Origin of the sequence: Butyrivibrio sp. (assembly GCF_015056685.1) — a bacterium.
Lineage (GTDB): Bacteria > Bacillota > Clostridia > Lachnospirales > Lachnospiraceae > Butyrivibrio.
Map to the genome: position 1 here is coordinate 12,927 of NZ_SVFW01000002.1, position 24,261 is coordinate 37,187.

The 24,261-nt window shown below is 40.3% G+C and carries 23 protein-coding genes and 1 other annotated feature; of the genes, 16 read left to right on the plus strand and 7 right to left on the minus strand.

The annotated features are described in order from the left end of the window. Nucleotides 1–20 precede the first annotated feature (20 nt). Together E7303_RS00920 and E7303_RS00925 are read right to left on the minus strand one after the other, a co-directional pair. Nucleotides 21–956, minus strand: a complete 936-nt coding sequence (locus E7303_RS00920) for a 3'-5' exonuclease (protein WP_292143420.1) — start codon at nt 954–956, stop codon at nt 21–23. Between the two features lie 22 nt (nt 957–978). Then, the gene (locus E7303_RS00925) at nt 979–1,806 is read right to left on the minus strand and encodes an alpha/beta hydrolase (RefSeq protein ID WP_292143421.1); all 828 of its coding nucleotides are present in this window, start codon (nt 1,804–1,806) and stop codon (nt 979–981) included. Nucleotides 1,807–1,963: 157 nt separating this feature from the next. Between E7303_RS00925 and E7303_RS00930 the strand changes: the two genes are divergently transcribed. Beyond that, a complete protein-coding gene (locus E7303_RS00930) occupies nt 1,964–2,506 on the plus strand; it encodes a glutathione peroxidase (RefSeq protein WP_292143422.1) in 543 nt (180 codons plus the stop codon). 52 nt (nt 2,507–2,558) lie between these two features. On the opposite strand, the gene E7303_RS00935 is transcribed toward E7303_RS00930, so the two are convergent. Beyond that, on the minus strand, nt 2,559–3,944 hold the full coding sequence (locus tag E7303_RS00935) for a D-alanyl-D-alanine carboxypeptidase family protein (RefSeq protein WP_292143423.1): 1,386 nt from the start codon (nt 3,942–3,944) through the stop codon (nt 2,559–2,561). Between the two features lie 182 nt (nt 3,945–4,126). Here E7303_RS00935 and trmB point away from each other — a divergent pair, with 182 nt between their 5' ends. From trmB to E7303_RS00950, 3 genes are all read left to right on the plus strand, one after another. Further along, a complete protein-coding gene (gene trmB, locus E7303_RS00940; RefSeq protein ID WP_292143424.1) occupies nt 4,127–4,780 on the plus strand; it encodes a tRNA (guanosine(46)-N7)-methyltransferase TrmB in 654 nt (217 codons plus the stop codon). Next, entirely contained in the window at nt 4,780–5,100 is a 321-nt protein-coding gene (gene trxA, locus E7303_RS00945; protein WP_022772230.1) for a thioredoxin, read from the plus strand. The genes trmB and trxA overlap by 1 nt, the downstream gene beginning before the upstream one ends. A gap of 72 nt (nt 5,101–5,172) precedes the next feature. Next, nucleotides 5,173–5,934, plus strand: coding sequence for a hypothetical protein (locus E7303_RS00950; RefSeq protein ID WP_292143425.1), 762 nt, complete (start codon nt 5,173–5,175; stop codon nt 5,932–5,934). Here the strand turns inward: E7303_RS00950 and E7303_RS00955 are convergent. Beyond that, on the minus strand, nt 5,920–6,369 hold the full coding sequence (locus E7303_RS00955) for a hypothetical protein (RefSeq protein ID WP_292143426.1): 450 nt from the start codon (nt 6,367–6,369) through the stop codon (nt 5,920–5,922). The genes E7303_RS00950 and E7303_RS00955 overlap by 15 nt on opposite strands. A 30-nt stretch (nt 6,370–6,399) precedes the next feature. Here E7303_RS00955 and murI point away from each other — a divergent pair, with 30 nt between their 5' ends. From murI to nrdG, 3 genes are all read left to right on the plus strand, one after another. Further along, nucleotides 6,400–7,233 carry a glutamate racemase gene (murI, locus tag E7303_RS00960; RefSeq protein ID WP_292143427.1) on the plus strand — a complete coding sequence of 278 codons (834 nt, stop codon included), beginning with the start codon at nt 6,400–6,402 and terminating at the stop codon, nt 7,231–7,233. Nucleotides 7,234–7,376: 143 nt separating this feature from the next. Then, on the plus strand, nt 7,377–9,611 hold the full coding sequence (gene nrdD, locus E7303_RS00965) for an anaerobic ribonucleoside-triphosphate reductase (RefSeq protein ID WP_292143428.1): 2,235 nt from the start codon (nt 7,377–7,379) through the stop codon (nt 9,609–9,611). 82 nt (nt 9,612–9,693) lie between these two features. Further along, the gene (gene nrdG / locus E7303_RS00970) at nt 9,694–10,245 is read left to right on the plus strand and encodes an anaerobic ribonucleoside-triphosphate reductase activating protein (protein WP_292143429.1); all 552 of its coding nucleotides are present in this window, start codon (nt 9,694–9,696) and stop codon (nt 10,243–10,245) included. Nucleotides 10,246–10,493: 248 nt separating this feature from the next. Here nrdG and E7303_RS00975 read toward each other — a convergent pair whose 3' ends face one another. Then, nucleotides 10,494–10,841 (minus strand): hypothetical protein, encoded by a 348-nt coding sequence (locus E7303_RS00975; RefSeq protein ID WP_022772237.1) that lies wholly within the window; start codon nt 10,839–10,841, stop codon nt 10,494–10,496. A gap of 380 nt (nt 10,842–11,221) precedes the next feature. On the opposite strand from E7303_RS00975, the gene E7303_RS00980 reads away from it, so the two are divergent. The 8 genes from E7303_RS00980 to E7303_RS01010 all read left to right on the plus strand — a co-directional run bounded on the left by E7303_RS00980 (nt 11,222) and on the right by E7303_RS01010 (nt 19,355). Beyond that, nucleotides 11,222–12,301 carry an acyltransferase family protein gene (locus E7303_RS00980; RefSeq protein ID WP_292143430.1) on the plus strand — a complete coding sequence of 360 codons (1,080 nt, stop codon included), beginning with the start codon at nt 11,222–11,224 and terminating at the stop codon, nt 12,299–12,301. A 162-nt stretch (nt 12,302–12,463) separates the two neighbouring features. Then, the gene (locus E7303_RS00985; RefSeq protein ID WP_292143530.1) at nt 12,464–13,162 is read left to right on the plus strand and encodes a 5'-methylthioadenosine/adenosylhomocysteine nucleosidase; all 699 of its coding nucleotides are present in this window, start codon (nt 12,464–12,466) and stop codon (nt 13,160–13,162) included. A gap of 126 nt (nt 13,163–13,288) precedes the next feature. Next, nucleotides 13,289–14,698 carry a carbon starvation CstA family protein gene (locus E7303_RS00990; protein ID WP_292143431.1) on the plus strand — a complete coding sequence of 470 codons (1,410 nt, stop codon included), beginning with the start codon at nt 13,289–13,291 and terminating at the stop codon, nt 14,696–14,698. Between the two features lie 28 nt (nt 14,699–14,726). Next, entirely contained in the window at nt 14,727–14,828 is a 102-nt protein-coding gene (locus E7303_RS18145) for a glycosyl hydrolase 53 family protein (RefSeq protein WP_442861640.1), read from the plus strand. Further along, complete coding sequence (locus tag E7303_RS00995) at nt 14,818–14,976, plus strand: hypothetical protein (protein WP_442861641.1); 159 nt, start codon at nt 14,818–14,820, stop codon at nt 14,974–14,976. Before E7303_RS18145 ends, E7303_RS00995 begins: the two co-directional genes overlap by 11 nt. Nucleotides 14,977–15,533: 557 nt before the next feature. Next, nucleotides 15,534–16,556: a sugar kinase gene (locus E7303_RS01000; RefSeq protein WP_292143433.1), complete on the plus strand. Its 1,023-nt coding sequence runs from the start codon at nt 15,534–15,536 to the stop codon at nt 16,554–16,556. Nucleotides 16,557–16,601: 45 nt separating this feature from the next. Further along, nucleotides 16,602–16,833: a binding site (T-box leader), on the plus strand. Between the two features lie 69 nt (nt 16,834–16,902). Next, nucleotides 16,903–18,336 carry a proline--tRNA ligase gene (gene proS / locus E7303_RS01005; protein ID WP_292143434.1) on the plus strand — a complete coding sequence of 478 codons (1,434 nt, stop codon included), beginning with the start codon at nt 16,903–16,905 and terminating at the stop codon, nt 18,334–18,336. Nucleotides 18,337–18,350: 14 nt separating this feature from the next. Then, nucleotides 18,351–19,355, plus strand: coding sequence for a pectinesterase family protein (locus tag E7303_RS01010; RefSeq protein WP_292143435.1), 1,005 nt, complete (start codon nt 18,351–18,353; stop codon nt 19,353–19,355). Nucleotides 19,356–19,422: 67 nt separating this feature from the next. On the opposite strand, the gene E7303_RS01015 is transcribed toward E7303_RS01010, so the two are convergent. After that, entirely contained in the window at nt 19,423–21,105 is a 1,683-nt protein-coding gene (locus E7303_RS01015; RefSeq protein WP_292143436.1) for a GGDEF domain-containing protein, read from the minus strand. After that, complete coding sequence (locus tag E7303_RS01020) at nt 21,098–22,819, minus strand: diguanylate cyclase domain-containing protein (protein ID WP_292143437.1); 1,722 nt, start codon at nt 22,817–22,819, stop codon at nt 21,098–21,100. The genes E7303_RS01015 and E7303_RS01020 overlap by 8 nt, the downstream gene beginning before the upstream one ends. 97 nt (nt 22,820–22,916) lie before the next feature. Here E7303_RS01020 and E7303_RS01025 point away from each other — a divergent pair, with 97 nt between their 5' ends. Continuing rightward, the gene (locus tag E7303_RS01025) at nt 22,917–24,260 is read left to right on the plus strand and encodes a CCA tRNA nucleotidyltransferase (protein ID WP_292143438.1); all 1,344 of its coding nucleotides are present in this window, start codon (nt 22,917–22,919) and stop codon (nt 24,258–24,260) included. Nucleotide 24,261 lies beyond the last annotated feature (1 nt).

The window sequence follows — 24,261 nt, forward strand, 5'->3', positions numbered from 1 at the left end:
CTTTGTTTTAAATCATTATATTATGGTGTTGGTCTCTTTTTTGCCTTTTTCTGTTTGGCTTTCATGTCCTCGAGCTCATCCGGAGAAATAAATCTGCTGGTTTTAACGACAAAGAGCCGCCCATTTTCAGCTTTTTTGATACGCACCTTAGCTTTCATATAGCCATGTTTATCGCAGGTTGCCACAGCGTAGTAGTGTTTGCCGTTTGGTGTGAACCACTTTATCTTTCTGCGGATATTTTTATGACATATATAGCACTTGGTGCTCATGATCTCCATGTTTTCAAGGATATCTTCCTTGGTATCAAACTCTCTGGAGATATATTTCTCGTAGTTGTCGAAAACAATCTTGATTTCCTGCTTCCTGGTCTTTGGAGTGACATAGGTGTCAAAAGAAATTCTTTGTAATATCCTTTCACTAAGAAGCTTGAAAATCTCCGCAGTATAAGCCGCATCAGCCAAAGCCCTGTGGAATGGATAATCCAGATTTATGCCTTTTTCCTCTGCTGCGGTAGAAAGGGAAACACGGGATTTACCATCGTCAAAAGACAGACTATAAAGCTTTTGAACATCATAAAATGCGAGCGGTCTGTCAGAGAGAAGAGGAAGTCCAAAGAAATCCAGATTGCACTGGAACTCCCTAAGATCAAGTGGACCCCAGCTACAGAATTTTGGATCTTCACCGCACCATTCCAAGAAATCTCTCGCAGCATCCTGAAAAAGGGCGCCTTGTTCAAGATCTTCCATAGAAAGATGGATGAGCTTTCCTGTTATCTTGTGCATCTGCGTGTGAACCTGAGGCTTTATAAGTCGTGAGAACTCACCGATCTTCTGTCTTTTTTCATTTAGTTTTATGGCACCGATCTCTACAATCTCAAAATTTAAAGTCTTACCATTTGAGACGGCCGGAGCTTCACCTTGATTCCATTCAAGGTCAAAAACAATATAATTACTCATAAAAAGTCTCTTTCAGTTTTTTTCAAAAGAATCTGTCAAGCCATGTTGTGGCAAGGTCGATCCATGGAGCTGCTGAAGGAACGTCTTCATTGCCTCCATTGCTGAGAGTGAGCTTGTTTGCCAGTGAGAGTCCATGTCCACCTTCAGGGAAAATGTGAAGTTCAGTGTTGATATTCTTCTCTTTAAGTGCAGTAGCAAATAAAAGAGAGTTTTCAACAGGAACGCTGCCATCAGTGAAGGTGTGCCAGATAAATGTCTTTGGAACATCACTGTTTACCTGATTCTCAAGTGACATGTCTTCCTTCATATATTCATATCGGTCACCAAGAAGATTCTCAATAGAACCTCTGTGAGCGAATTTGCCTGAAGTAATTACAGGATAGCAGAGCATAAGTCCGTTTGGACGAAGCTTTTCTTTTGAAGGGTCTTTAGTATCACCAAGAAGAGCTTTTGATACGAAATCTCTTTTCCACATACAAGCATAGCTTGCGGCAAGATGTCCACCGGCTGAGCAGCCTTCGATTATGATCGCATTCTCATCTACTTCCCATTCTTTAGCATTTTCTCTGATTGTGAGGATTGATCTTCCAAGCTCTAAAAGAGAAGTAGGAAAGACTGCAGGTGCACATGAATACCTGAGTATAGCTACGTTTAAGCCTTTTGCCATAAATGCAAAAGCAAGTGGTTCAGCCTCTCTGTCTGATGTATATGAATAAGCGCCACCGGGACATAAAAGGATAAGTGGCCTTTTGCTTATGCTTAATGATTCGGATGGTTCCTGGATATAAACATTGAGTTTTGCATAATCCAAAGAACCCTCTTCAGAAATTCTAAATTCTTTATAAATCATCTAAAAATACCCCCAATACTAAGCTCTTTCCTATAAACTATAAAATGAAGAAAAAATATTTGCAATAGGTATTGACATTTTAGATTGTGCGCAATATAATCTTATCAAACATGAACGCAATTAAATTTTATATAATCGAAAAATTGGAGGTATGAACATGGGATTCTACGATTATTCAGTAACAGACAACCAGGGCAACGAAGTTAAGCTTGATCAGTTTAAGGGCAAGGTAGTACTTGTAGTTAACACAGCTACAGGATGTGGCTTCACACCTCACTATAAAGACATCGAAGAGATGTATGAAAAGTTCCATGACCAGGGATTTGAAGTTCTTGATATCCCTTGCAATCAGTTTGCAGGTCAGACTCCAGGAACAGATGAAGAGATTCACGAGTTCTGCCAGCTTCATTACAACACAAAGTTCCCACAGATGACAAAGTCAGATGTCAATGGTGAGAACCAGCTTCCACTTTATAAGTTTCTCAAGGAGCAGAAAGGTTTCGAAGGATTTGGAAAAGGACCTGCAGCTCTTGCTATGGGTGTAATGCTTAAGAAAATCGACAAGGATTACAAAAATAATCCTGATATCAAGTGGAACTTCACAAAGTTCGTAATTGATAGAGATGGAAATGTTGTTGCTCGTTTTGAGCCTACAGAGAAAATGGAAAATGTTGCTGCTTGCGTAGAGAAACTCATATAATACATAAAAAGCTGTGAAGGATACAATCATTCTTCACAGCTTTTCTTATTAATTAAAATTTGATTTTCTTATTACTTTTGTTAAATTCTCGTTTTCTTCTATTGTAGCGGATTCTGTCACTCTTACTGATTCCCTTGCGGTTGCGAACAGTTTTTGAGGAAGAGGTTCCTATTATAGTCATGATCAGGACGAAGACTGCAGCAATAATAAAGAGTATTTTTACATTTATATAAATAGGCTTTATGGTTGGAGTATTTGTTTCATCACTCTTTGCAGCAGCGCTTTCGGAGTAGCAGATCATAGCATTTCCAATAGCTACGTCGTGGTAGGTGTAATCCACCTTTGCAATTCCCGTTGGATATTCAGCCTTTTCCTCATCGCTTAAGTCGTAGGTAACTTCGTAGTCGGCTTCAGTAATCTGAGATGTTTTGGGAAGTACAATAACGCTGCTGTCATCAAGTTTTAGGATGGTTCCTGATTTACCAAAAACATCGTGGTCAGATTCAAAGAAAAGTGAGTCATCCGGCATATAGCGGGTTTCTTCATCTGCAACATTAACCAGATGGAAGTTATTAAACGCATAATCAAAAAGAGTAACCGTATCTGTAAACTGTGTCGGGGACTCCTCCATGAATACAACGCAGATAAGCTTCATTCCATTTTTTTCTGCGCAGGTCACAAGAGTCTCGCGGGCCTGATCCGTATATCCGGTCTTACCGCCTACAATGCCATCGTAGGCTATCTCACCTGTAATAAGTTTGTGCTTGTTATTCAGATAAAAGTCATCAGGCTGAGTAGCTGTAGGCTCGAAATGATATCTTGGTGTATTTCCAACTTTACATAAAAGTTCATTGTTGAAAAACTCTTTTGAAATAAGGGCCAGGTCATAAACGCTGGTGTAGTGGTTATCGTCCTGAAGGCCGTTAGTGTTGGCAAAATGAGTGTTGGTGCAGCCAAGGCTCTTTGCCGTATCATTCATGAGCTTTACAAAATCATCTATGCTGCCGCTTACATGCTCTGCAACAGCGTTGGCAACTTCATTGGCACTACCGACCATTATTCCGTAGAGCGCCTGCTCCAAAGTGATGGACTGACCAACATCCATTCCTATACTTGAACCATCGTTTGGAACGCTGAACACAGCATCGTTTGAGAAGGTAATATTATCGCTCAGACTTGCATTCTCAGCAGCCAAAAGACACGTCATTATCTTGGTGGTACTTGCAGGATAAAGCTCTTCGTGGATGTTTTTTGCGTAAAGAATCGTACCCGTCTCGGCTTCCATAACAATTGCAGACTCAGCAGAAACTTCAGGTCCCTCAGGCCAGTTTGCAATGTCATTACTCTGAATTGGAAGTGCTTTTCTTTCCTGGGCAAGGGCGGCATAATCAACTGTTTCTGCGTGAGCACTTATAGAAAGAGATGTAAAAGTCAGCAAAAAAGCTACCGCGCAAAGAAAACTCTTATATATGAAATTGTTTCTTTTCCTATTAAATGAATTATCCATAGTATGTAAATAATACAATATTTGAAGAAATATTAAAATCTCAAATAGCTAACTTTTCAACTTTCCTCAAATGTTGTAAAATTCTCTTATAAGAATTACAGGTAGGGTAAGGAATGCGCTTAAGAAACATCGCAGGATCACGTGAGGTGATCGCTGATAGCAATTTTACTGTTAAGGATCCGGAGAAACTAAAAGGTCTTTGGAAAAAAGAAATTTTTGGCAATGACAATGAACTTCATATTGAGATTGGAATGGGAAAGGGCAGATTCCTCATGGACCTGGCTACACTGAATCCCAATATCAATTATGTAGGTATAGAAAAGTATTCAAGTGTACTTCTCAGAGCGATCCAGAAACAGGAACAGCTTCTTTTACCAAATGTTAAGTTCATCCGAATGGATGCAGAAGATATAACCGAAGTATTTGCTCCAGCGGAGGTAGATAAGATTTATCTTAACTTCTCAGATCCTTGGCCTAAGGACAGACACGCTAAAAGGCGTCTTCCATCAAGGCAGTTCCTTGGAAGATACGACCAAATCTTAAAACCAGATGGCGTTGTAGAGTTCAAGACTGATAATAAGGATCTTTTTCAGTTCGCACTTGATGAGGTGGAACCTGCAGGCTGGAATTTAGATGCAGTGACATACGATCTTCATCATGACCCAGTTATGAATGAGGGCAACGTGATGACAGAGTATGAGGAGAAGTTCTCATCACTAGGTAATCCAATTTACAAATATATTGTAAGCAGAAAGGGGATTAAATAATGGACTATAATTTAAACAGCCAGAACTTTGATGAAGAAGTATTGAAAAGCAAATTACCGGTTCTTGTTGATTTCTCTGCAGACTGGTGCGGTCCTTGCAAAATGATGGCGCCACTTATCGATGAATTTGCTGATGAGTACGAAGGGGAGCTTAAAGTAGGAAAGATAAATGTAGATCAGTCACCTGACATTGCTCAGAAATATAACGTTATGTCGATTCCAATGTTTGCATTCTTTAAGGATGGAGAGGTTATCGAGACAGCAGTTGGAGCATTAAATAAGACAAAACTTCAGGGTATCATAGATAAGGTGCTGGCCTAAGGGTCAGCACTTTCTGTTAGGGGACCAAGGTTTAAGATCAGGTAAAAGATCTGATTATTTGGGAGAAACGTTTTGGGAGATAAGATTACTAATTTTTCTGATTACAAAAAAAGAGAAGTTGAGGGTGGCAAGGATAACAAAGATATCAAGGATATCAAGGCAGAAGAGCCCAAGGATTTATTTGCCACTACAGAGATCAACAATATTGAAATAGAAGATCCTTATTCATTTTTTACGGCAGAAGAGCGCGAAGAGTTCCTTCGTGAGCAGGCTAAAAATCAATCATCCAAGCCGGAAGAGGAACCTGAGGAAAAGGAAGAAAAGCAGGGTCCAAGCCCAAGGCCTCGCAGGGAGCGCGATTACCAGGATGATCGTGAAGAAGATGATTATGATGAAGACGAGGATGAGGATGAAGATTACGATGAAGATGACTATGATGACGACGATGAAGACGAAGAGTCACATAGAGGCATAACACCGGAGCTTCTCGTAAGAGTAGCCTCAGTTATAACCGGCGTATTTATTCTTGCTTTGCTTGTCTTTTTTGCCAAAGTGAAAATATTTGATAGATATTTGAATGATCCGGACACTCAGGAGACAGTTGTGACCGCGATTCCTGAGGGATATACACTGACAAATGACACAGTTACGCTGACGGCAGATCTTAACCTTAGGTCTGTGCCAAGCTCTGAAGATTCGAGCACTATCAAAGCAATAGCTCAAAAAGGAACAACACTGAAGAGAATTGCTGTAAGTGGTGATGGCTATTGGGCTTTGGTAGAGTATGAAAACATGCAGCTTTACGCTTCTATGAAGTACTTATCTACTCCTTGAGTGAAGCCATGAGTAAAACTTGTCCTCAGCTTCAGCGAGATTATTGCTTGAGCGTGAGAACATATCCGCATGAGACAGTACTTCGTTACTGGAAGTGTCTTTGGCGTAAGCTGCTATTTTTTCAGCGCAGCTTGCCTCTAAAGACTGATAGTCCATGTTCACCAAAAGAGTATTATGTAGAGATTTAATTGATGAATAAATGGTTGGGTATTTCTTTTGAACCAAAGCCATTTCATCCAATATCTGTTCCCTGCTCTGAAGGCAGAACAGAACATAGATAGATTCAACAATCTCAGTAGGCTCAATCTCGTCCTGATATGAGTTATCCTCATAACCATCCTGAGTAGAGTAATACTCACAGATCTCTTGTACAAGAGATCCTATCTTTGTGCTATCATATAGTTTTTGAAGTTCGTCAAATTTTTTTTCGCTCATATATTTAGTATAACAAAAGAGGAAAAAATAATGAAGATTGGCATTTTTGATTCTGGCATAGGAGGTTTGTCTGTTCTTCATGAAGCTTACCACCAGTTGCCGGGACAAGAATATATTTTTTACGCAGATACGGAGCATGTTCCTTATGGATTAAAAACTAAGGAACAGATACTTGGCTACGCAATAGAGATAACAGAGTTTCTCATAAAACAGGGCGTTGACGTTATAGTCATAGCCTGCAACACCGCTACCAGTGTGGCTGTAAAGGAACTTAGAAAGCGTTATAGCCTGCCAATACTGGGGATGGAGCCAGCTGTAAAACCTGCCGTTGAAGGAACAGATAAAAAGCGTATAATGGTTATCGCTACGCCTGTTACGATCAGGGAAGATAAACTAAAAAATCTGCTTCACAGGGTAGATGAGGACCATAGAGTAGATCTTCTTCCAATGCCAAGACTTGTGGAGTTTGCAGAGAGAGAAGAGTTTGAGTCAGAACAAGTCAGAGAGTATATAAACAGCCAGTTCTCAGAGTATGACAAAGATGACTATTCTGCATTGGTGCTTGGGTGTACACATTTTAACTATTTCAAGCCTTTGTATAAGGAATACTTTGGTGATGACACTCTGCTCATAGACGGAAACCTTGGAACTATCAGGCATTTAGCTGATGTTGCAGGAATTCAGCTTTCAGATGATCCAGATAGGGTAGTATATTTTGATGAGTACCACAATATATTGTGTGATACAAAATATTATTTTTCTGGAAGAGAAATTAATGATGAAAAAACGCTGGAACACTTGAAAAGACTGCATAATAGGCTTGAAGAGGTACGAAAAATCGATCAAAAACAGACCTTGAATTAATCTATATAATGTATTATTATATAGTTACGACCACAACATATAGTGATTTTTTTTAAAAGACCGACATGTTTATTGCTAGATGATAGACATGTCTAATTTATGGGAAAAAACCAAGAATTTTTAAACTTTAGAAGGGGGTTCTTATGAAAATAATTAAGAGAAGCGGTAAAGAAGTGATCTTCAATGGCGATAAGATCATAGCTGCTATTGAGAAGGCAAACAACGAAGTTACCGACGAAAAAAAGCTTACAGCTGGACAGATAAGCGATATTGAGAGAACTGTAGAGAGTCAGTGCGCATCACTTACACGTGCAGCAAGCGTTGAGGAAATCCAGGATATGGTCGAGGATGGCCTCATGAGATCAGGTAAACTTGAGGTTGCCAGAAAATACATCACATACCGCTATAAGCATGCTCTTGTCAGAAAATCCAACACTACTGATGAGCAGATCATGTCTCTTATTGAGTGCAGCAATGAGGAAGTTAAGCAGGAGAACTCAAACAAGAACCCTACTGTTAACAGCGTGCAGAGAGATTACATGGCAGGTGAGGTATCTAAGGATATCACAAGAAGATTCCTTCTTCCTGAAGACGTTGTAAAGGCACATGAAGAGGGAATTATCCACTTCCATGATTCAGATTACTTTGCACAGCATATGCACAACTGTTGTCTTGTAAACCTCGAGGATATGCTTCAGAACGGAACAGTTATTTCTGAAACAATGATCGAGAGACCAAAGAGCTTTTCAACTGCCTGCAATATTGCAACACAGGCAATAGCTCAGATTGCAAGTTCACAGTACGGCGGACAGAGTATTACTCTTTCACATCTTGTTCCATTCGTTGATGTTTCAAGACAGAAATTCAGAAAAGAAGTTGCTCTTGAGTTTGAAACTGCCGGAATGAAGATCAACAAGAAGCAGGTAAACGAGATCGCAGAGATGCGAGTAAAGAAAGAGATTGAAAGAGGATGCCAGGTAATTCAGTATCAGGTCATCACTCTTATGACAACAAATGGACAGGCTCCATTTATTACAGTTTACATGTATCTTGACGAAGTACCGGAAGGTCAGGAAAGAGATGACCTTGCTATGGTAATCGAAGAGATGCTCAAGCAGCGTATCCTTGGTGTTAAGAACGAGAAGGGACAGCTTATTACACCAGCATTCCCTAAGCTTATCTACGTTCTTGATGAGGACAATATCCACGAGGATTCAAAGTACTGGTATCTGACAGAGCTTGCTGCTAAGTGTACAGCCAAGAGACTTGTTCCTGACTACATTTCAGCTAAGAAGATGAAAGAATTAAAGGGCGGCGATGTATATCCTTGCATGGGATGCAGAAGCTTCCTTACACCTGATAACGAGAATGTAGCAGAAGGTCTTTGCAACAAAGATAATAAGGCACATGCTTTGAATTACAAAGAAGGCGATCACAAGTATTATGGTCGTTTCAACCAGGGCGTTGTTACTTTAAATCTTGTAGACGTTGCATGCTCATCCAACAAGGATGAAGAGAAGTTCTGGCAGCTTATGGAAGAGAGAACAGAGCTCTGCAAACGAGCACTTATGTGCAGACATAACAGACTTCTTGGAACTCCTTCAGATGTAGCACCAATCCTCTGGCAGAACGGAGCTTTGGCAAGACTTGCTAAGGGAGAGAAAATTGATCCTCTGCTCTTTGGCAACTATTCAACAATTTCTCTTGGATATGCAGGTCTTTGCGAATGTACAAAATATATGAAGGGTGTATCTCACACAGATCCTAGAGGAAAAGACTTTGCACTTAAGGTAATGCAGTTCCTTAATGACAAGTGTGCAAAGTGGAGAGCTGAAACAAATATTTCTTTCTCACTTTATGGAACACCACTTGAGTCAACAACATATAAGTTTGCTAAGTGCCTTCAGAAGAGATTTGGTATCATTCCTGAAGTAACAGATAAGAACTATATTACAAACAGCTATCATGTTCATGTAACAGAGCAGATCGATGCTTTCACAAAGCTTAAATTCGAATCTGAGTTCCAGGCCCTTTCACCTGGCGGAGCTATCAGCTATGTTGAAGTTCCTGACATGAACAACAACATTGAGGCAGTTATCTCAGTTATGAAGTACATCTATGAAAACATCATGTATGCTGAGCTCAACACAAAGTCAGATTACTGCCAGTGCTGTGGTTACGACGGAGAGATCAAGATCGTTACAGATACAGACGGAAAGCTTATTTGGGAGTGCCCTAACTGCGGAAACCGTGACCAGAACAAGATGAACGTTGCAAGACGTACATGTGGTTATATCGGAACACAGTTCTGGAACCAGGGCAGAACTCAGGAAATCAAAGAGCGAGTTCTTCATATGTCAAACCCAAAATGCAGTTAATACGAGTATGAAAAAGTTTATTATATAAAAAAGTGAAGAGCCGGGAGAAATCCCGGCTTATCGCTTATCAGAGAGGTATATTATGAATTACGGGCAGATTATATATACAGATGTTGCAAATGGTATTGGGTGCAGGACCTCATTATTTGTATCTGGTTGTACGCATCACTGTAAGGGATGCTTTAATGAGATGACCTGGGACTTTAATTATGGTGAGCTGTTCACGAAAGAAGTGGAAGATGAAATAATTGAGTCATTGAAACCTGCCTATATTAATGGAATAACTATTCTTGGTGGGGAACCAATGGAAGTTGTTAATCAGAAAGTGCTATGTCCATTTATAAATAGGATAAAAGAAGAGCTTCCCCAAAAAACAATTTGGATATACAGCGGTTATACTTGGGAAGAACTAAATGATGAATCTAATAAGAGATGCCATAGTTCAGATACTAATGATATACTAAAAAATATAGATATACTTGTTGACGGTGAGTTTATTCTTGATAAAAAAGATCTTATGCTTAGATTTAGGGGATCATCCAATCAGAGGGTAATTGATGTTCAGGAGACATTAAAGACCGGAAGTGTAGTCTTATCTAAGTACAATGATAGAGATGAGTCAAGGAAAGCATGACATCTTAAACTATACTTTCTAGTGAGTGGCATAAAATCCAGAAGTGCCCATAACTTTGGATAGAGCGATTTAGTATGAGCAATAGAGACAGTTAATATAAAATAAAAGCCTTGTTTTCTGTTTTGAATAATCATGAAAGAAAACAAGGCGCATTATTTTATATTTACTGTGTCTTTGCGAATACTCCGAGATCTATCCGAAGGTATGGGCACTTCTGGATTTATGGTTTACTACACTTATAAAGATATTCATAATGCAGCTCCTTGGAGATTTCCCATAGCATCGATATAGACACTTCTGTCGTCAATATACAGGTCACAGGTGATCTTCCTGCTGTTGTTTCCATAAAGCTCTACTATCTCAGGCAGATTGTCATTGACCGCATCAAAAGACAGACCGTGGTCCTCACACCATCTTGTGGCATCCATCAGCGCCTGCCCCGCACGGCAGGTCCAGAGGATGAGCTTATTTCCGGCAGCTTTTTCTTTAATCAGATATTCTATTAGTGTCTTATTGGGTGCACCCAGATCCGGCCAGTTGCTATAGCAAAGCGTTCCATCAAAGTCCACTGCAATAATCTTATAATCTGTTTCCATAGCATTTCCTCATAACAAATATCGAATATACGTTACGAACAAGTGTTTGTGTATTACATATAATACACTTGTCGAACAAATGTTTCAATCGAACAGATTATAAAATTTTTGTGATGAAAGCCTGAAATATCATTTGGATATAGGGAAAGGTGATTATTTAATAATGCTGTAAAGTGCATGACTAATTAGGGTGTTTATACATTTTTAACAAAAGATATAAACGCAATATGGTATATTTGGTTTAAGAATCAATGAGCCAAAATCACGTAAATGCATATTGAAATTGGCATCATGCCATTTTACCTGCTGATATTCGCGGTACTTAATATAAGTATGCTTGAAAGAACTTACGTGGTTTTGAAGAATGAGAAGTGGCGGATATGAGAAAACATTACCTCGACAATATAAGGTGGATCACGGTAGTAATTGTAGTTGTTTACCATGTTATCTATATGTATAATGCGGAAGGCATCCCCGGTGTTGTGGGAAATATTACAGGACTTGAGGTGCAGTATTATGACGTTTTCCAATATCTGACGCATCCGTGGTTTATGTTCCTTCTGTTTATGGTATCGGGTATCAGCTCCAGATATTATCTTTCTAATCATTCGGACAAGGAGTTTTTAAGAAGCAGGACTACCAAGCTGCTTGTTCCCTCAACGATAGGTCTTTTTGCCTTTCAGTTTATTCAGGGATACTTCAATACCAGATCGACAGATGCCATGAATATGATGAAGACAGTGCCCACGTCGGTCGCATTTTTTATCATGGTATTAAGCGGCATAGGAGTTCTGTGGTACATACAACTGCTCTGGGTATTCTCAATTGTACTGATTGCGATTCGAAAGATTGAAAGAGACAGGCTCTGGAAACTGGGATCGCGAACAAATATCATAGCAATCATTCTGTTCTCTATTCCGGTATTTGGAGCAGCGCAGATTCTTAATACACCTATCATCTGTGTTTACAGATTCGGTTATTATGGGATGGCTTTTTGGCTGGGATACTTTGTCTTTTCCCATGATGAGGTAATTGAAATCATAAAGAAGTGGTGCCTGCCTTTTATAATAGCTGCGGTTGTTTTGGGGATTGCATTTTCGGTTCGCTACTTTGGGGAAAACTACGCAGATGTACCTGTGAACAGGTATCCGTTATATACGTTCTTTGGATATTTTGCTTCTATTGCATTTCTTTCGGTAGGGGCAAGGTTCCTTGATTTTACCAATGCATTCACATCGTGGATGAGCAGACACAGCTGGGGACTATATATCTTTCACTATCTCGGAATATCAATCATTGCTGTGGAAGTAGGCGCGCGGCATATTCTTCCGCCAGCACTGGTTTATGTATTAAGCTTAGTTTCTGCATTTGTCGTTGCATTTATACTATTTGAGCTGATATCTAAGATTCCATTCTTCAGATGGGCAGTTCTTGGAATCAAAAAGAATAGAACAAAATAGAACAGGAGAGAAGGAGCCACATTCTGGAGCAATAAGACACAAATAAATTAGGAAGGATGGATTCACTCTATGCAGAATAAAAAGATACTTAAGGTCATGACATGCGTATTGATGGTAGCTTTAATAATGTGCGGCTGCGGATCGAATTCTGAGAAACGTGAGGTGATAGGCATTATAGGTGCGATGGATGAGGAGGTTTCCAGCCTACAAGATCAATTGACAGATAAGATAGTTACCACGATTGCAGGGATGGACTTTTACAAAGGCAAACTTGAAGGAAAAAATGTGATCATTGTTAAGTGCGGAGTCGGAAAAGTGAATGCCGGAATCTGCGCACAACTTCTTATACAAAACTTTGACGTAGATAAAGTAATCAATACCGGTGTCGCAGGCTCTTTGGATGCTGATATAGATATAGGCGATATTGTCGTATCATCAGAGGCAGTGCAGCATGATTTTGATTTAACTCCATTAGGGTATGCCCCGGGTGAAACGGATGTGGATGGTATTGTAGCCTTTCCGGCAGATGAATCAATGGTAAAAGATGCAGTGAATGCAGTAAAAGAGGCTGCACCCGAGATAAATGTCTTTGAAGGGCGAATATGCACCGGAGATCAGTTTATAGCTTCAAAAGAGAAGAAAGAATATATTATTTCTACTTTTGGAGGACTATGCTGCGAGATGGAAGGCGGGGCTATAGCGCAGGTATGTTATCTGAATAATACGCCTTTTGTCATCATCAGAGCTATTTCAGACAAGGCAGATGATTCGGAGGAAATGTCCTACGAACAGTTCGAGGAAGAGGCCGCTATCCATTGTGCCGCTGTTACAAAGTATATGATTTTACATGAAAGTGACTGATATTTTTTTCTACTGCAGTAGCACGAGGCACGGTTTTTGAGCGTACATTTATCACGAGCAATAATAATTTACTTATTCCAGACTATGCTACACGATGTAGCAAAGGATATGAGTACGGAGGTGAAAATGATTTCGCTGATTATTTCGTTTGTTGTGTTAATATTTGGTTACCTCATCTATGGAAGGATAATTGAAAGAGCATTCGACCCGGATGAGCGTAATACACCTGCCTACACGAAACATGATGGTGTGGACTTTATTCCAATGCCGGCCTGGAAAGCTTTTTTGGTGCAGCTGCTTAATATAGCGGGAACCGGACCGATCTTTGGCGCTATCATGGGAGCGTGCTTTGGACCGGTTGTTTTCCTCTGGATTGTTTTTGGAGCAATACTGGCAGGTGGCGTTCATGATTATATGACCGGAATGATCTCTGAGAGGCATGACGGAGCATCCATTGCTGAACTTAGCGGGATATACCTGGGACAATTGGCAAAATGGGCTGTCAGGGTGTTTTCAATTGTATTGTTGATTTTTATAGGAACAATCTTTATTACGTCTCCTGCGGCACTTCTTGCCAGGCTGACCCCGGCGATATTCGGAAACCGGTTCTGGACTATAATTATACTTATCTACTATGTGCTCGCGACGTTGCTTCCCATCGATAAGATCATTGGAAAACTCTATCCTGTGTTTGGTGCAGCACTTATAACAATGGCACTGGGAATTCTGGTGGGTATTATCTCAGGAGGCTACAGAATTCCCGAAATATCTTTTACCAATTTACATCCGGAAGGGCTTCCGATATGGCCATTTATGTTTGTTACTGTTGCCTGCGGCGCTATTTCGGGTTTTCATGCGACTCAGTCACCGATGGTGGCAAAATGCGTTACTTCTGAAAAGCTTGGAAGAAAAGTGTTTTATGGTGCTATGCTGTCGGAATCCGTGATTGCCCTTGTTTGGGCTGCAGGAGGAGTTGCTTTTTATGGGGTGACAGGAGCGCTAAATAGTGCCATAACAGCACATGGTCAGGCAGGTACAGTATATGAAATATCAAGTGGCCTTTTGGGACAGGTAGGAGGCGTGCTGGCAATAATCGGAGTCATTGTCTGTCCTATAACATCAGGAGACACTGCGTTTCGCTCGGCCAGACTGATCCTTGCAGAAATCACAGGACTACAGCAAAAGCCCATAAAAAACAGGCTGATAATTACCATACCTTTACTTTCTTTAGGAGCGATTATTTCACAGCTTGATTTTAACGTACTGTGGAGATACACATCCTGGAGCAATCAGACATTTGCAATGATTTCACTCTGGGTCTGCACAGCATATCTTTTGAAGCATAAAAAAAGAAAAATAGTCAGTCTTTATACGGCATTGCCGGCAACCTTCATGTCAGCTGTGAGCGTAACCTACATCCTTATGGCTGATGAGGGGCTTAAGCTAGGATCTGACGTAGGTTATCCTGCAGGCGTTTTGGTTTCATTATTCTTATTTGCTTATTATTGTTTTCAGCTTATAAGGCAAAAGATATAATGGAACGATGGTTTAAGGAGTATAGATTATGGCTTTGACGTACAGGAACAGGGATGTTTTCAAAACTCTATCTGAGGCGGGTATCAACTACATACGCCTTCGGGCATGGAATAATCCAGATAGGGAATGAGATAAACTATGGTATGTCTGGTGAAACCAAATTTGAAAATGTGGTTACGCTTATAAAGTCGGGCGGTAAAGCAATCAGAGAAGTATCAGACGAATACAGAAAAGATATAAATGCAATCAAGGAAAGAAAGGTAATAAGCTTAATGTAAAAAAAGCTGCTCCTGCAAAAGTACTAGTCTTTATATGTGTAGTAAACCATAAATCCATAAGTGCCCATACCTTTGGATAGAGCGATTTAGTATGAGCAATAGAGACAGTTAAGATAAAATAAAAGCCTTGTTTTCTGTTTTGAATAATCATGAAAGAAAACAAGGCGCATTATTTTATATTTACTGTGTCTTTGCGAATACTCCGAGATCTATCCAAAGGTATGGGCACTTATGGATTTAATGCCACTCGCAAAAAAGAATATTTTTGTATAAAGTAAAAGAAGACTGTTGGGGACAGTCTTCTTTTCGTGTTAGAGGTTTTTATAAAGGAAATACGTTATGGCGAACGTAAATCGGCTTATTAAGTATCAGCTCTCAACTGATGATGCTATGATACATTAATATTGTATACTATGTAAGTGCTTACATGATACAAAAAGTGGAAAAAAATGAACGACTCTAAACATTCAGTATTTGCAAGATTTTCAAGATGTAAGCACTTTCATTTTTGGAGTTCAGGATTTATGATTTAAAATATAGTAAGGAGGGCTTTTGAAATGGGAGAAAAAAATTTTGATCTGATAACACTTGGCGAGATAATGCTTAGATTGTCACCGCCTAATTATGAGAGAATGACAAGAGGCGATGTTTTTGATAAAAGAGCCGGTGGCTCAGAGCTTAATGTTGCGTCCGGAGTTGCTCTCTTGGGACTTCGTACCGGCGTAATTTCCAAGCTTCCCCAGAATGCGTTGGGAACATTCATTAAGAACAGAATCAGATTTGAGGGCGTTTCTGATGACTATCTGATCTACGATGAATCTGATGATGCCAGACTTGGAATCTACTATTATGAGAACGGCGCAGCTCCACGTAAGCCTTCTATTGTATATGACAGAAAGAATTCTTCTATGACAAAGATCTCTTTAGAAGAGATCCCTGAGGATGTTTATACATCAACAAGAATGTTCCACACAAGTGGAATCACACTTGCACTTAATAAGAATACATGCGAGGTCACAACAGAACTTATTAAGAGATTTAAAAAGGGCGGAGCCTTGGTTTCTTTTGACTGCAATTACAGAGCTAATCTCTGGAGTGAAGAAGAGGCAAGAGCAGCCATTAAGCACATATTGCCATATGTAGATATTCTCTTTGTTTCTGAGGAGACATCACGCCGCATGATGCAGAAAGAGGGCGATCTTGCAGACATCATGAAGAGCTACACAACAGAATATCCTGTTAAGGTAGTATGCACAACTCAGAGGGAAGTAATAAGCCCAAGGAAGCATAACTTTACTTCCACAATATATGACGCAACTAAGGATAAGTTCTACACAGAGCAGCCTTATAAGGACATCGATGTTATCGACAGAATTGGTTCAGGTGATGCCTATGTTTCAGGTGTTCTCTATGGACTTCTTAAGTATGATGATGTAGAAAAAGCCCTTGAATACGGTAATGCTACATCTAGTGTAAAGAACACAATTCCAGGAGACCTTCCTGCAAGTGACCTTAGAGAAATTGATAGTATTATTAAGAATCATAAAGCAGTAGGGCCTACCAGCGAGCTTAACAGATAACTTGACAATAAAGTTAAATGTTAATAAAATCATTTTTAAACATATTTATAGACGTTGAAGAGGAATAGTAATTTAGCAAAGCGTTTCAGAGAGAGAGCGGATGGTGCGAGCTCTTACGATAGCTAAGTGAACCTGCCTTGGAGTCCTGTGTGAAAACATTTTTGCGATGATGCGTAAACACAGCGTTTCCCGCGTTAAGGGTGTCAATGAAGTGAAATCTGCTTTTGAATGCAGATTTAAATAGGGTGGTACCGCCGACTAGCCTTCGGTCCCTGTTTATAGGGATGCGAAGGCTTTTTTACATTAATTTTCGTATCCACTTCATAGATTAAAAGGAGAAAGAAAAATGGCAGACAACAAGAAACTTGTAGCTGAAATCACATCTATGGATGAGGATTTCACACAATGGTACACAGACGTATGTATCAAGGCTGACCTGGTTAGCTACTCTAACATTAAGGGATGTATGGTAATTAAGCCTGCAGGATACGCAATCTGGGAGCTTATTCAGAAGCACCTTGATGCAAGATTTAAGGAGACAGGAGTTCAGAATGCATACCTTCCAATGTTCATTCCTGAGTCACTTCTTCAGAAGGAGAAAGATCACGTTGAAGGATTCGCTCCTGAAGTAGCATGGGTTACACATGGCGGACTTGAGCCACTTGCAGAGAGATACTGTGTAAGACCTACATCAGAAACTCTTTTCTGTGACTATTACAAGGGAGAGATTCATTCATATAAAGACCTTCCACAGGTATTAAACCAGTGGTGCAGCGTTGTTCGTTGGGAAAAAGAGACAAGACCTTTCCTTAGAAGCAGAGAGTTCCTCTGGCAGGAAGGACACACAGCTCACGCAACATTCGAAGAGGCTGAAGAGCGCACACAGCAGATGCTTAACGTATATGCTGATTTCCTTGAGAACGATATGGCTATTCCTGTTATCAAGGGACAGAAGACTGACAAAGAGAAGTTCGCAGGAGCTGAGGCTACATATACAGTAGAAGCTCTTATGCATGACGGAAGAGCACTTCAGAGTGCTACAAGCCATAACTTCGGTGATGGATTTGCCAAGGCATTTGGAATCCAGTACGCAGGAAAAGATAACAAGCTTCATTATGTAAACCAGACATCATGGGGACTTACAACACGTACAATCGGAGCTATGATCATGGTTCATGGAGACAACTCAGGACTTGTAGTACCTCCTAAGATCGCTCCAATCCAGGTTGTTGTTATTCCTATCCAGCAGAAGAAGGAAGGCGTTTTAGATGCAGCTTACGATATTGCAAAGAGCCTTTCAGCATTCAGAGTAAAGACAGACGATACAGACAGAACACCTGGTTACAAGTTCTCAGAGCAGGAGATGAGAGGTATCCCGGTTCGTATCGAGATCGGACCAAAGGACCTTGAAGCAGGAAAGTGCGTACTTGTTCGTCGTGACACAAGAGAAAAGATCGAATGTGCTATAAGCGATGTACCTGCAAAGGTAGGCGAGCTCCTTGACCAGATCCAGAAGGATATGTTCGACAGAGCTAAAAAGCACCTTGAGGCACACACATTTGCAGCACACAACAAAGAAGAGTTTGAGGAAGCCTTCAAAGAGACAAAGGGCTTTGTAAAAGCTATGTGGTGTGGGTGCCGCGAGTGTGAAGACAAGATCAAAGAAGATTATAACGTAACCAGCCGTTGTATCCCATTTGAGCAGGAAAAACTTTCAGAAACCTGCGTGGTTTGTGGAAAACCTGCTACAAAGATGGTTTATTGGGGAAGAGCATATTAATCCGGGGAAAAACAATGCTTGAGATTAACGTAAAAAAACAGGGTGGAGATTATTCCACGATTACAGAGGCTATACAGGCAGCAACATATGAAGAGAAGAATGTAATACACATTGGAGAGGGAACATTCAGGGAAAAGATTTTCTGCGAAAAGTCAGACATAACTTTCATCGGAGAAGGCATTGATAAGACAATCATTGAGTTTGATGATGGTGCCTTTGAAGAGATGGAAGATGGATCCAAGCGTGGTACATTCCGTACAGCAACAGCCTTTTTTGGAGGCAAAAGAGTTGTTGTAAAGAATATGACCATCAAAAATACAGTAGGTGGCGGCTTTGAACATGGTCAGGCGCTTGCTGTTTATGCCGATGCAGATGAGTGTTATTTTGAAAATGTGAAGATGACTGGTTGCCAGGATACACTGTTCTGTGCGCCGCTTCCACTTACTGAGAGACAAAAAAATGGCTTTATGGGACCAAGAGTTTTAAATCCCAGAAAAAAGACAAAACAGTATTACAAAAACTGTGAGATCTACGGTGATGTGGACTTTATCTTTGGTGGAGCGGATGCAGTATTTGATGACTGCTTCATTCAGTGCAATAACAGAAAGCTTCAGCCTCATGGTGAAGACAATGGCGAAAGATTCATAAATGGTTATATCACAGCTGCCTGTGGAAGTAAGGATGATCTTGGCTTTGTATTCAGGAACTGCACTGTAAAAGGTGAAGATGGCTGCGAAGAAGCTTCGGTATTTCTTGGAAGACCCTGGAGAGATGAGGCGAAGACAGTATTTCTTGACTGCAAGATGGATAAGACAGTTGCTCCTGAGCGTTTTTCAGGCTGGGGTGGCATCACTAAAGATGAGCCGACAGTAACTTATGGAGAGTACAATTCCAGAGAAATTGCTGATGACAGCGAGATCTCTTTATCCCAGAAAAATAGCTGGATAAAGGACATAGACAGTGAAAAATACAAAGACCTTATGAATAAGGCAGACCAGATAGTAAAGCTGTTTAAATAAAGCTTTAAGTAATAAACAAAAAATGAGCATACAGGATTAGCGTTTTGCTGATCTTGTATGCTTATTTTTATCTTTTCATCATATGAGAATAATACTTTCTTTTATAATCGTACATTTTCTTGTCGGCCAGCATGAATGCCGCGTGGGCTTCATTTTCTGAAGTCTCTGAACGGAAGGCATAGCCATAGGAGACGCTGTGGTTGATCTCAGGATCGCTTTCATCGAGATCTAACAGTTTCTTATCAAGCTGCTGAAGAAGTGAATCTATGGTTGCCTTATCTGTAGTACTTGTAATAACAAGAAATTCATCGCCGCCAATCCTGTAGCAGGTTCCTATAGAATTAAATGTTGTATAAAGAGCATTGGCAAAAGACCTTAAGAGCCTGTCTCCTGCGGGGTGTCCGGCGTTGTCATTTACCTCTTTAAGTCCATTTAGATCAAGACTTATCAAACAGAAATCATCTGTAGTCTTGTCCAGTTCAGCCATTTTCTCATCACTTTTTACTCTGTTAAAGAGGCCTGTGAGGGTGTCCTCAAAAGCAATCTGAGAAAGAGAAGCATATTCTTTTCTCTGAGCAAAAGAATGAGTCATGAAAATAAAGTAGTTGAGGAGCTGAGTAATCACAAAAAATATGGCGCCTGTAGGAATCGATATAGTGGCTAAAAAGCTCTGTCTGTAATCAACAAGTTTCATGGAAAGGGCGATTCCAACATACAAAACAAGGCACATACTAAGGACGAATAAGCCCAGCATTATAATGTTTACAGAGGCATTTCTTTTGCGACTGCGGATGTCCGTCCAAACATAATAAAGAAAGATCAGTATTCCTGCAAAGGACAGCAGATAATAGGGATAAATAAAATGATTTATATGTACTAAGCCCAGTATGTGCAGAATAATAAACAGCACAGAAAAGCCAAGGGTTGAAAAGCCCATTATCCTGAGTATGGTGTTGTCCTGCCTTTTGTGCAGTTCATTAAGCAAAAGATAAATGCAAGGTATTATGAGATAAATGGAACCGTAGGAAATAAGCGTTGCTGCGGATTTATTTATCATAAAACCGGACACATCAAAGGCTGTAATTATCCAAAATCCCAGTAATACACTGATGATAGAGCTGATGATCTGTACCCTTACACCTGAAGTCCTAAGGTAAAATGTAAGAGAAATAACTAAAAATACCTGTCCAAAAAGAATCAGGAAAACACCGGTGAACAGAGGAAATAAAGCGCCATAGATAAGTCGTCTGGCCAGGTCGTCAAAGCTTCCTATAGCAGGACTTACCATATCAACTCGTGTGCTGTTTTCTGTAACGTAGAGTTTAATACTTAGTTTTTTTCCAACATAGTCTTCTCCGAGGGGAACCATATTGTAACCTGTACCCACGAATCTGTTGGAGTCCAGAGCATCAAGGTCTGAGGCTTCGATCAGCTGGTCGTTGAGAAATACTTCATAGGCGCAAAACTGCGTTTTGAAGAACAGGTAAGGAAAATCACATTCAAGATCCTGAAGAGGCTTGTTCATGTTAAGAGTTATTATGTCGCCTCTTGAAAAGGTGTAGCCAACCTGCTCGCTAAGTCGTTCAAGGTTAGTATTTATGTAGCGCTGACCTCGGTACATTACAACCCACCCGTTTTCAAGCGTTTCCATTTTGGATTGTGGAGTGATCTTGAAAAACTGGAGAGAGAAAACTGTTATTAGCACTAATATTGCGATTGCAAGTCCCAAGAAGGATAGAAGTTTACGCATTTTCTACCTCCTTCCTGTTGTCATTTCTATGTTCTTTTTTCATCTCATACATTCTGGAGTCAGCAAGCATGTACACTTCACTGGCGAGTCCGTTTGGCACTTCGTAGCTGTAAGCATAGCCATAAGAAGCGCTGTATTGGAAGGACTGTTCCTTGCTGTTCCACTCTGAGATTATATTGTAAAGTTCATGTATTCTCTTTGTACAATTAAGTGCGTGTTCATCAGTCATTACAACAATGAACTCGTCACCGCCCATTCTACCTATAAGATTGGCATCCCAGAAACACTCGGAAAGAATAGTCGCAAAACCAACGATAAGGCGATCGCCTTCATGGTGGCCAAGAGTATCATTTACCTGCTTTAGCTTATTAAGGTCAAGGCTCACGATAATATATGTGCTGCGGTCTTCTGAAAGAATAGCCATTACCTGTTCGCAGCGTGCTCTGTTGGCAAGTCCTGTCAGTGCATCGGTGTAAGCGAGATTGACAATATGACTCTGCATGGTTTCAAAGTTACTGCTGTAAATATTGTAGTAAAGGTAACTGATAAGGAGGCAGGACACAAAGATCAGTGCGCCTATTGTGGTTATGGTTATATCAGAATTAGCTTCACCTGCAGCAGAGAAGTACTTGTTATAGTTGTAGATCACAATGTCTATCAGGGATGCGATCATGAAGATCGAGAGCCCTAACAGGAATATAGAATCAGACAAAAGAAATTTTTTATCTGAAGATGTCTTTTTATTGATAAGATTCTTGGCTATGAGGTACATAGCAATCAAACTTTCCACGGCGGCTAAAGTGTGTAGTGGCATTGTAAAGTCTGTAAAACGCACAGCCTGTGAGATGTGGAGAATAACTATGATAAAGAATAAAGTTAAGTTCGTGATAAACATAAAACGGAAAAGCTGTTTCTTTTTACCGGAAAAGACCGACATCAAATAGCCCAATATGCAGGTCGGGATATTATAAAGCGAGACATACTCACAAATAGTGTTGAGAGTTGGATTCCCGATAAGAAGGTCTATAAGGCCGTAATAGGACATTATATAAAATCCCAGAAATAGAGAAATAAAGCCGCTAAAGACAAGCCTGGTGTCGTTATTGTGATAAAACAAAAGATAAGGGGAGAGAATAATAAGCAAAAAGCCAAGAGATATCAGGAAAATTCCCGACAAGATGCTGAGCCTTCTCACAATGATGCCACCGACAAAAGTGTCTTTTCTTTCACCTATGAAAAATGAAGATAATCCTGAAAATGCAGAAGCCTTTGCGCCTGTCAGGGATATTTTTAGGGTTTTGCCGCTGTATTCTCTTTTCAATGGAATAGCAGTGTGGGTCTTGGGAACAGTTCTGCCCTCTTCATAGGCTTCCTGGCCGAAGGAATAGATGACTTCATCATCTATACTTACCTCTATCAGCGAGTGAATTGCATAAAAAGAAAGACAAGGATCAGCGTAATCTGAAATAGAGGGTAAAGTAGTTGTCAGTTCAACAACATCACCCTCGTCTATAACGCCAATATTTGTCTTGGACGGATTATGTGAATCAAAAACGTTGCCGTTTAACGAAATCTGCCAGTTATCATTAAGGTCTATTATGGTGTTTAAAAATGGAGTCTCAATATTTGAAAAGGACCCCATGAGAATAAGCAAAGCAAATAGAAGGGCAAAAGCCGCGGCAACGAACAATTTACGATCATATTTGTACTTCATTTTGTGTCCTCATAGTTATAAGACAAGTATATAACCAACTGCCTAAAAATCCCAGTGAATTCTTCACAATTTCGGTTTATTAAGCTATTATGAAGGTATGAAGATCAAATTACCGGATAATGTAAAAATGATATTGGACAGGCTTCATGAGGCAGGATTTGAGGCCTATGCAGTTGGCGGATGCGTAAGAGACAGCATATTGGGACGAGTTCCCGGTGACTGGGATATAACGACCAATGCGCTTCCACAGGATACAAAAAAGTTATTTAAAAGAACTATAGACACAGGAATCGAGCACGGCACTGTCACTATCATGGTTGGAAAAGAAGGCTATGAGGTGACTACATACAGAATAGACGGGAAATACGAGGATTCCAGACATCCAAGTGAAGTTACTTTTACCAAAAACCTCACTGAAGATATGAAAAGAAGGGATTTCACGATAAATGCCATGGCCTACAATGATGAGGAAGGCATAATCGATCGCTTCGGAGGAATGGAGGATATAGAGAAAGGTCTTATCCGATGCGTTGGAAATCCAAAAGAAAGGTTTTCTGAAGATGCTCTTAGGATCATGAGGGCTGTAAGATTTGCAGCACAGCTCAACTATTCAATAGAGGATGAAACAAAGAATGCGATCTCCGAGCTGGCTGATACACTAAAAAACATCAGCGCAGAACGAATACAGACGGAGCTTGTGAAGCTTCTTTTATCTGATCATCCTGAGAGGCTGATGACAGCCTATGAACTTGGCATCACAAAGGTGATACTTCCTGAATTTGACAGGTGTATGGAAACGCCCCAGAATAACCCGCATCACATGTATAATGTGGGAGAACATATCATGAAGTCAGTGCAGAATGTGCGCGCTGACAGGATTTTGAGGCTTACAATGCTGATGCATGATATGGGAAAACCTGTTACAATGAGTATAGATAGTAACGGAATATCACATTTCAAGGGCCATGCCGAGGTCGGTGTATCCATGGCAAAAGAGATTTTTAAACGGCTGAAATTTGACAGGGATACAATGGACAGGACCTGCAATCTGATCAGATATCACGACGACAGATTTCCTGCTACGCCGCGAAATGTAAGAAGGGCTATGAACAGGATCGGAGATGATTTTCCGAGGTTCATAGAAGTCAGATATGCAGACACACTTGCACAGAGCGAGTTTTATAGAGAAGAGAAGCTTAAACTGATAGACGACACAAATAGTATTTATAAAGAAATACTGGAAAAAAAGGAACCAATATATATTAAGGATCTTGCTGTTAATGGAAAAGACCTTATGGGAGCAGGTGTTTCCCAGGGAAAGGCCATTGGGACTGTTCTCAAGGCAATGCTGGAGGACGTTCTCGACAATCCGGAACATAACAGCAAGGACTATTTGTTAGAGCCGGAGCGCCTAAAAAGTTTTCTTGAAGGATCAGAATAAA

Coding starts and splice junctions, on each gene's coding strand:
- E7303_RS00920 (WP_292143420.1), bottom strand. CDS start 956: ATGAGTAATTATATTGTTTTTGACCTTGAATGGAATCAAGGTGAAGCT.
- E7303_RS00925 (WP_292143421.1), bottom strand. CDS start 1,806: ATGATTTATAAAGAATTTAGAATTTCTGAAGAGGGTTCTTTGGATTAT.
- E7303_RS00930 (WP_292143422.1), top strand. CDS start 1,964: ATGGGATTCTACGATTATTCAGTAACAGACAACCAGGGCAACGAAGTT.
- trmB (WP_292143424.1), top strand. CDS start 4,127: ATGCGCTTAAGAAACATCGCAGGATCACGTGAGGTGATCGCTGATAGC.
- trxA (WP_022772230.1), top strand. CDS start 4,780: ATGGACTATAATTTAAACAGCCAGAACTTTGATGAAGAAGTATTGAAA.
- E7303_RS00955 (WP_292143426.1), bottom strand. CDS start 6,369: ATGAGCGAAAAAAAATTTGACGAACTTCAAAAACTATATGATAGCACA.
- murI (WP_292143427.1), top strand. CDS start 6,400: ATGAAGATTGGCATTTTTGATTCTGGCATAGGAGGTTTGTCTGTTCTT.
- nrdD (WP_292143428.1), top strand. CDS start 7,377: ATGAAAATAATTAAGAGAAGCGGTAAAGAAGTGATCTTCAATGGCGAT.
- nrdG (WP_292143429.1), top strand. CDS start 9,694: ATGAATTACGGGCAGATTATATATACAGATGTTGCAAATGGTATTGGG.
- E7303_RS00975 (WP_022772237.1), bottom strand. CDS start 10,841: ATGGAAACAGATTATAAGATTATTGCAGTGGACTTTGATGGAACGCTT.
- E7303_RS00980 (WP_292143430.1), top strand. CDS start 11,222: ATGAGAAAACATTACCTCGACAATATAAGGTGGATCACGGTAGTAATT.
- E7303_RS00990 (WP_292143431.1), top strand. CDS start 13,289: ATGATTTCGCTGATTATTTCGTTTGTTGTGTTAATATTTGGTTACCTC.
- E7303_RS18145 (WP_442861640.1), top strand. CDS start 14,727: ATGGCTTTGACGTACAGGAACAGGGATGTTTTCAAAACTCTATCTGAG.
- E7303_RS01000 (WP_292143433.1), top strand. CDS start 15,534: ATGGGAGAAAAAAATTTTGATCTGATAACACTTGGCGAGATAATGCTT.
- proS (WP_292143434.1), top strand. CDS start 16,903: ATGGCAGACAACAAGAAACTTGTAGCTGAAATCACATCTATGGATGAG.
- E7303_RS01010 (WP_292143435.1), top strand. CDS start 18,351: ATGCTTGAGATTAACGTAAAAAAACAGGGTGGAGATTATTCCACGATT.
- E7303_RS01015 (WP_292143436.1), bottom strand. CDS start 21,105: ATGCGTAAACTTCTATCCTTCTTGGGACTTGCAATCGCAATATTAGTG.
- E7303_RS01020 (WP_292143437.1), bottom strand. CDS start 22,819: ATGAAGTACAAATATGATCGTAAATTGTTCGTTGCCGCGGCTTTTGCC.
- E7303_RS01025 (WP_292143438.1), top strand. CDS start 22,917: ATGAAGATCAAATTACCGGATAATGTAAAAATGATATTGGACAGGCTT.